The sequence below is a fragment of the Herminiimonas fonticola genome (genome assembly GCF_040395855.1).
Taxonomy (GTDB): Bacteria; Pseudomonadota; Gammaproteobacteria; order Burkholderiales; family Burkholderiaceae_D; genus Oxalicibacterium; species Oxalicibacterium fonticola_A.
Window position 1 is genome coordinate 1 of sequence record NZ_JBEBPO010000102.1, and the last position, 8000, is coordinate 8000.

The window sequence follows — 8000 nt, forward strand, 5'->3', positions numbered from 1 at the left end:
GGGATTTGTCCGATGCTGAACAGGCCGACCAGGGTTTCCAGTTTGTCCGCCAGAGCAACCACCATACCGACCGGATTGCGCGGCAGTGTATCGCCGGCGAAGCGCGGTTTGTAGTGATCTTCAATCGCGTCGGCTACATCCGCTGGCAAACCGTCATGCAAGGCGTAGTAACGTCCCATGATGCCTTGCAGTTCAGGAAATTCGCCGACCATATCGGTCAGCAGGTCGGCTTTGGCCAGTTGTGCCGCAGTATCGGCTTGTTGTGCATCGATGCCGAGTTTGGCTGCGATAGCTTGTGCAATGGCACGCACGCGTGCAATGCGCTCGCCTTGCGTGCCTAGCTTGTTGTGATAAACAACTTTGTCCAGGCCGGCGATACGCGAAGCCAGGGTTTTCTTGCGATCCTGGTCGAAGAAGAATTTTGCATCGGCCAGGCGTGGGCGGACGACGCGCTCATTGCCGCCGATGACGAGGCTGGCATCGGCCGGACGAATATTGGAGACGATCAGAAACTTGTTGCTCAGATTGCCCTGGCTATCGAGCAGAGGAAAATATTTCTGATTGGCCTTCATCGTCAGGATCAGACATTCCTGCGGTACCGCGAGGAATGCCTCTTCAAACTGGCCTATCAATACATTCGGACGTTCGACCAAACCGCTTACTTCATCCAGCAAATCTTCATCTTCAATTGGCGTCAGATTGTTGCCGGCTTCGCTCGCTGCTGCAGTGAGCTGGCGCACGATTTCTGCACGTCGTTCGGCGAAGCTGGCGATGACCGCGCCTTCAGTCGCGATTTGTTTTGCATAGCTGTCCGCATCGCGGATGTAGACCGGATCGATTCCCGCTTCAAAGCGGTGGCCGTGAGTCGTGTTGCCGGCTTTGAGGCCGAGCACGGAAACGTTGATGACGTCGGCACCGTGCAGCGCCACCAGACCATGCGCAGGACGCACGAAGTTGACGGTTTCCCAGCCATCGGCCAACTGGTATCCCATGACTTTGGGGATAGGCAGTTTACCCAGGGTTTCTTCGAGTGCTTTTTGCAAGCCGTCGGCCAGTATGATGCCGGTGACGATGCTGTTGAAAAACAATACTTCAGCCTTGCCATCGGATTCGCGTTTCAAGTCGGCGACTGCAGATTCGTTCGCACCCAGAGCGGCAAGTTTTTTCAATAATGCCGGTGTGGCCTGGCCATCTGCGGTCAAGCCGACGCTGGCCGGCATCAGTTTTTGCATTACCTGTTTGTCATCGGCCTGTTCGGCAACCTGTGTCAGGTGCACACCGAGCCGGCGCGGCGAGGCAAATTGCGTCAGCACGCTGTTTGCAGATAACAGGCCTTGCGCTTTCAACGATGCCTGCAAAGTCTGCGCAAAAGCGTCGCCGATTTTCTTCAATGCCTTGGGCGGCAGTTCTTCGACGAACAGTTCAACTAATAAATTTTTGGTATCCATGCCGGTAGTTACGCTGTTGCTCATGCTGTTTCTTTTTCGATTTGCGCCAGCACTTCGGCGGCATGTTCAGGTGTTGCCATCGGGAAGCCGAGGCGGGCGCGACTGTCGAGGTAACTGCGTGCAACGCTGCGTGCCAGATTGCGAATGCGGCCGATATAGGCAGCGCGTTCAGTCACGGAAATGGCGCCACGCGCATCCAGCAGATTGAAGGTATGCGCAGCTTTCAATACTTGTTCGTAAGCCGGCAACGCGAGTTTGTTATCAATCAGATTGAGCGCCTGTTTTTCATGTGCGCCGAAAGCAGTGAACAGGAAATCGGCATCGCTGTGCTCGAAGTTGTAGGTCGATTGCTCGATCTCGTTCTGCTTGTAGACGTCGCCGTAGGAAAGGCCTTCGGTCCATTTCAGGTCGTAGACGTTATCGACGCCTTGCAGATACATCGCGAGACGTTCCAGGCCGTAGGTGATTTCGCCGGTGATCGGTTTGCAGTTGATGCCGCCGACTTGCTGGAAGTAAGTGAACTGCGTGACTTCCATGCCGTTGAGCCAGACTTCCCAACCGAGACCCCAGGCGCCCAGCGTCGGATTTTCCCAATCGTCTTCAACGAAGCGGATATCGTTTTGCTTCAGATCGAAACCCAGCGCTTCCAGCGAACCCAGATACAGCTCCAGAATATTTGCCGGTGCCGGTTTCAGTACGACTTGAAATTGGTAGTAGTGTTGCAGGCGATTCGGGTTTTCACCATAACGTCCGTCCTTCGGCCGGCGTGATGGTTGCACGTAGGCCGCTTTCCATGGTTCAGGACCGATGGCGCGCAGGAAGGTGGCGGTGTGCGAAGTGCCGGCACCGACTTCCATGTCGTACGGTTGCAGCAGTGCGCAGCCTTGCGCATCCCAGTACTTTTGCAGCGTGAGAATGATTTGTTGGAATGTGAGCATCTTGTTTGAATTTTTGCATTACCCGGTACGGGTAAGGGCGGCGTTGCCGAAACCCTGAATTTTACCGGGTTTTAGAGGGGATGAGGGCTTCTGCGCGTAATACGCCAGGCGGCGATCAATAGCGCAAAAGCCAGCAGCACGATAGCGGTATTGCCGAGCAAAACGTAAGGCGTAAGGCCGCTATAGCCTTGTACCGATGCCGTCAGTACGCCACGCTCGAACGGTTTGAGCTGCGCCACGACTTGTCCGTTCGGATTGATGACTGCGGTGGCACCGGTATTTGTGGCGCGCAGCATGGGGCGGCCGGTTTCGATGGCGCGCATTTGTGAAATCTGCAGATGCTGCGGCAAGGCGATCGAATCGCCGAACCAGGCGATGTTGGAAACGTTCAGCAGCAGCGTGGCGACCGGCTGGTTGGATGCTGCACCGGCGCGTAATTGGCCGGCAATTTCTTCGCCGAACAAATCCTCGTAACAAATGTTCGGCAATACCCATTGATCCTTGACGGCAAACGGCGCTTGCAATGCTGCGCCGCGTGTAAAGTCGCCGAGCGGAATGTGCATCATGTCGACAAACCAGCGAAAGCCGAGCGGGATGAATTCGCCAAATGGCACCAGATGATGCTTGTCGTAGCGATAGAGTGCGGGGACGGTGCGGCTGGCGCTGGCGGGCGAAATGCCGATTACGCTGTTGGCGTATTGCTGTGGCCCGTCACTGACGGCGATGCCGATGGCAAGGTGGCTGCTTGACGCGGTGGCGAACTCGGCCAGACGCGGCAGATAGTCTTCCGGCAATTGATGCGCCAATAGCGGTAGTGCGGTTTCCGGCGTGGCGATCAGATCTGCCGGGGCGTTGCGTATCATGTCTTCATACAGCGTCAGCGTCACGTTCGCCTGTTCGGCATCGAACTTGATTTCCTGCGGGACGTTGCCTTGCAACAGACGAACTGAAATGGGCGCGCCGTGCGGCGCAGTCCAGCTGATGGAATGCAGTGCGAAGCCGGTTGCGAAAATCGCGATCATCAAGACCAGCGCAGATTTTTTCGTTGGCAGCAATGCCAGGCAACCAGCCAGCAATGCTGCCAGCCATCCGAGGCCGTACACGCCGATCAACGGTGCGAAGCCGGCAAGCGGGCTGTCGGTATGCGCATAACCGGATGCCACCCACGGGAAGCCAGTCAGCACCCAGCCGCGCAGCCATTCGGAGAACATCCACAAGGCAGGAAAGACCAGCAGCAACAGTATCGTTGTGGAAGCATGCCGTCTGTGTTTGAAGTAGGCGGCAAAGCCGGTAGCGAGGGCGAAAAATGCACCCAGCAGCATGGCCAGCAGCGCTACCGCCAATGCAGCCATAGGTGCCGGCATGCCACCGTATTGATGCATGCTGATGTAGAGCCAGTACACGCTGCAGACCGACCAGCCGAAGCCGTAGGTCCAGCCGGTCAGGGTCGCGGATTTGATGGTAGGTGCCTGCAATACCAGATGAAACAGCAGTGCGAGCGTGATAATTTGCAGCGGCCACCAGCCGACAGGCGCGAAGGCGAAAACATTCAGTGCGCCGGCCGGCAAGGCCAGCAGCATGGCTGTCGCAGGTTGCAGACGCAAGGGAGGCGATGTGCTCACGTGTGCGAGCAGTGAGTGGTAACGCGATGGATGGACATCCCGTACGCCGCGCAATCAATCATCAAGCGCATCCGCATCGGGAGCGGGAAGTTTTTCCACCAGCAGTACGTGGATTTGTCGCGCATCGGCACGCAGTATTTCAAAGCGCAGATTATCGATATCGATAACCTCGCCCTTGTGCGGCATGCGCGCCAGATGGTTGGTGATGAAGCCGCCCAGCGTATCGACATCCTGGCTGGTGAGAGTGGTGCCGAGTTCTTCGTTGACTTGCGTCAGTTCGGTCAGTGCCTTGATGCGCCAGCGCGGGCCGTATTCGCCTGCCTTGATGGCGAGGATATTGTCCTGTTCTTCATCGAAATCGTATTCATCTTCGATGTCGCCGACGATTTGTTCCAGCACGTCTTCGATCGTGATCAATCCCGCCACGCCGCCGTATTCATCGACCACGACTGCCATGTGGTTGTGTTTGGCGCGGAAGTCGCTCAGCAATACGTTCAGGCGTTTTGATTCAGGAATGAAGACGGCAGGGCGCAGTATCTGGCGGACATCGAACGGTGCGCCTGCATAGTAGCGCAGCAAATCCTTGGCCATCAGAATGCCGACCACCTGGTCGCGTTCGCCCTCGATGGCAGGGAAGCGCGAGTGTGCGTTTTCCAGCATCATGGGCAGCCATTCATCGACGGGCTTGGTGATGTCGATCACATCCATTTGCGAACGCGGCACCATGATGTCGCGTGCCGACAGTTCGGATACCTGGAACACGCCTTCTATCATTGCCAGTGCATCGGCATCGATCAGATTGCGTTCGTGTGCGTCATGCAGGATGGCGAGCAGTTCGCTACGACTGTCAGGTTCGGGGGCGATCAGTGCGGTCAGGCGTTCAAACAGGGATCGGTGCGGTTTGGCTTCACCGGGTTTGCCGCTATTGGGATTGTCTTGCATATGGCGAAAAAGCCGTTGCGGGTGGTGGTTTCAACAGCTGTCAGGATACAACAAATATCTGCAATTCCAAAAATACGGCAGAAGGTATTCTACCGTGGTGCAGCATGATCACACTTCGATATACGGATTGGGAAAACCGAGCGCGGCCAGAAATTCAATTTCCAGCGTTTCCATTTCTTCGGCTTCCTCATCCGATTCATGATCGTAACCTTGCGCATGCAGCACGCCGTGTATCACCAGATGCGCGGCATGGGATTCCAGCGTTTTTTTCTGCTCGGCCGCTTCGCGTTGCAAAACGTCTGTGCACAAAATAATGTCGGCTTGCGTGAAATCATAGAGAAAATCATTGAACTCATTATTGCTATCTGGTTCGTTGTATGCAAACGTCAGAACATTGGTTGCATAATCCTTGCCGCGATAATTGCGATTCAATTCCTGACCTTCTTTCGCATCGACGAAGCGCAGCGTGATTTTCGCTGGTGCCAGCAGTGCGGCTTTTATCCATTTGCGCAATAAAGGGCGGGGCAGTATTTCTTGCAGACGTGTGTCGGCATACTGCACAGATAGAAAAAGTTTATTTTTTTGCATTTTTTGTCGCTGCCTTCCTTACTGTTGTTGCTGATTTTGTTGCGGTGCGTTTTTTGGGTTGTCTGGCATCGTCGTAAGCATCGACGATACGCGCGACCAGTGGATGACGCACAACATCGGCGCTGGAAAAACGTGTGAATGCCAAACCGCGCACGTCGCTCAAAACGTCGATGGCTTCGACCAGGCCGCTTTTCTGATTTTGCTGCAAGTCGATCTGCGTGATATCGCCGGTAATCACAGCCTTGCTGCCGAAGCCGATCCGGGTCAGGAACATTTTCATCTGTTCCGGCGTGGTGTTCTGTGCTTCATCGAGAATGACGAAAGCGTGATTCAATGTGCGGCCGCGCATATAGGCCAATGGCGCAATTTCAATCGCCTGTTTCTCGAACATTTTTTGCGTGCGATCGAAACCGAGCAAGTCATACAAGGCATCGTACAAGGGACGCAGATAGGGATCGATTTTTTGCGACAGGTCGCCAGGCAGAAATCCCAGACGTTCACCGGCTTCGACTGCGGGGCGCGTCAGGATGATGCGCTTGACGGCATCGCGTTCCAGCGCATCGACTGCGCAGGCTACGGCCAGATAGGTCTTGCCGGTGCCGGCCGGGCCGACGCCGAAGGTGATGTCGTGATCCATGATCGCCTTCAGGTACTGCAATTGATGCGGCGTGCGGCCGCGCAAATCGTGGCGGCGGGTTTTCAGCACAGGCGCATCGGTCACGGATTCGACGACTTTTTTTCCGATGGTTTTGCCTGCCGTTTTTTTTGCGGCGGGAATGACTAACTCAGGTTCGGCCAGTGCTGCGCGTTGTTCGACCAATGCCAGCTGTACTTCTTCCAGCGGCACTATCTTGTCGGCCACCTGGTAAAACTGTTCGAGAATTTCCAGTGCGCGTGCGCCGTTGCCGCCACTGACGATAAATTTCTCGCCGCGACGGAAAATCGTGACATCAAGTGCGGCGGAAATCTGTCGCAGGTTTTCATCCATCGGACCGCACAGATGTGCGAGCCGCTTGTTATCCAGCGGTTCGGGAATGAAATACAGCGGTTGAACGGCAGTTTTGGTTTTCAATTTTGGCTGGACACGCGCTTGCGCGCTAAAAATAAAGCTTACTGTTTAACGACGAGTTCGCCGCGCAATGTGTATGCGTGCGATTGCGTGATGTTGACGTCCACCATCTGACCGATCAGACGCGCTGCGTTTGGTCCGGCGGAAAAGTTGACGACCCGATTGTTTTCGGTGCGACCCTGCAATTCGTCCGCATCTTTTTTCGATGGACCTTCGACCAGAATGCGTTGTACGGAGCCGACCATTTCATCGCTGTAGCGGCGCGTGTTTTGATCGATCACTGCTTGCAGGCGTTGCAGACGCTTGAGTTTGACTTCGTGCGGCGTGTCGTCTGCCAGATTGGCGGCAGGCGTACCCGGGCGCGGGCTGAAAATGAAGCTGAAACTGTTGTCGTAACCGATATCCGTGATCAGCTTCATCATCGCTTCAAAATCTTCATCGGTTTCGCCAGGGAAGCCGACGATGAAATCGGACGAGATCGAAATATTCGGCCGCACTGCGCGCAAGCGACGCAGGATGGATTTGTATTCGAGCGAGGTGTAGCCGCGCTTCATCGCTGCCAGGATGCGATCGGAACCGTGCTGTGCCGGCAGATACAGATGATCGACCAGTTTCGGTACCTTGGCATAGGTGTCGATCAGGCGTTGCGTGAATTCCTTCGGATGGCTGGTGACGTAGCGTATCCGCTCTATGCCTTCCATCTCGGCGATGTATTCGATCAGCAGCGCAAAATCGGCAATCTCGCCATCCGCCATTTCACCGCGATAGGCGTTGACGTTCTGGCCCAGCAGCGTGATTTCCTTCACGCCTTGCGCTTCGAGTCCGGCGACTTCGGTCAGCACGTCGTCGAAACGGCGCGAAACTTCTTCGCCGCGCGTATAGGGTACGACGCAGTAACTGCAGTATTTGCTGCAACCTTCCATGATCGACACAAAGGCAGTCGCACCTTCTACCTTGGCGGGCGGCATGTGATCGAATTTCTCGATTTCCGGGAAGCTGATATCGACTTGCGAACGTCCGGTCGAACGGCGCTGCTTGAGCATCTCCGGCAGGCGATGCAGGGTTTGCGGGCCGAAGACCAGATCGACGTAAGGCGCGCGCTTGACGATCGCGTCGCCTTCCTGCGAGGCGACGCAACCGCCGACGCCTATCATCAGATCTGGCTTGAGCAGTTTCAATTCGCGCAGACGGCCGAGGTCGGAGAAAACTTTTTCCTGTGCTTTTTCACGCACCGAACAGGTGTTGAGCAGGATCACATCGGCGTCTTCCGCCTTGTCGGTTTTGATCAAGCCGTCGGAAGCGTTGAGCACATCTGCCATCTTGTCCGAGTCGTACTCGTTCATCTGGCAACCGAAGGTCTTGATGTATATCTTTTTCTGCATGGGGTGAGGGG

The 8000-nt window shown here is 55.6% G+C and carries 7 protein-coding genes; all 7 read right to left on the bottom strand.

Annotated features, from left to right (window positions below; all coding sequences use genetic code 11):
* Nucleotides 1-1448 (bottom strand): glycine--tRNA ligase subunit beta (gene glyS, locus ABWP27_RS11130; RefSeq protein WP_353156704.1); only part of this gene is annotated, 1448 nt, incomplete at its 3' end.
* A 20-nt stretch (nt 1449-1468) separates the two neighbouring features.
* Nucleotides 1469-2386, bottom strand: a complete 918-nt coding sequence (gene glyQ / locus ABWP27_RS11135) for a glycine--tRNA ligase subunit alpha (RefSeq protein ID WP_353156695.1) — start codon at nt 2384-2386, stop codon at nt 1469-1471.
* Nucleotides 2387-2457: 71 nt separating this feature from the next.
* Nucleotides 2458-3966: an apolipoprotein N-acyltransferase gene (lnt, locus tag ABWP27_RS11140; RefSeq protein WP_353156706.1), complete on the bottom strand. Its 1509-nt coding sequence runs from the start codon at nt 3964-3966 to the stop codon at nt 2458-2460.
* Between the two features lie 96 nt (nt 3967-4062).
* Entirely contained in the window at nt 4063-4950 is an 888-nt protein-coding gene (locus ABWP27_RS11145; protein ID WP_353156698.1) for a CorC family transporter, read from the bottom strand.
* 108 nt (nt 4951-5058) lie between these two features.
* On the bottom strand, nt 5059-5538 hold the full coding sequence (gene ybeY, locus ABWP27_RS11150) for an rRNA maturation RNase YbeY (protein ID WP_353156700.1): 480 nt from the start codon (nt 5536-5538) through the stop codon (nt 5059-5061).
* The gene (locus ABWP27_RS11155) at nt 5525-6610 is read right to left on the bottom strand and encodes a PhoH family protein (RefSeq protein ID WP_353156701.1); all 1086 of its coding nucleotides are present in this window, start codon (nt 6608-6610) and stop codon (nt 5525-5527) included. The genes ybeY and ABWP27_RS11155 overlap by 14 nt, the downstream gene beginning before the upstream one ends.
* A 38-nt stretch (nt 6611-6648) precedes the next feature.
* A complete protein-coding gene (gene miaB, locus ABWP27_RS11160) occupies nt 6649-7989 on the bottom strand; it encodes a tRNA (N6-isopentenyl adenosine(37)-C2)-methylthiotransferase MiaB (RefSeq protein ID WP_353156708.1) in 1341 nt (446 codons plus the stop codon).
* Nucleotides 7990-8000: the final 11 nt, after the last annotated feature.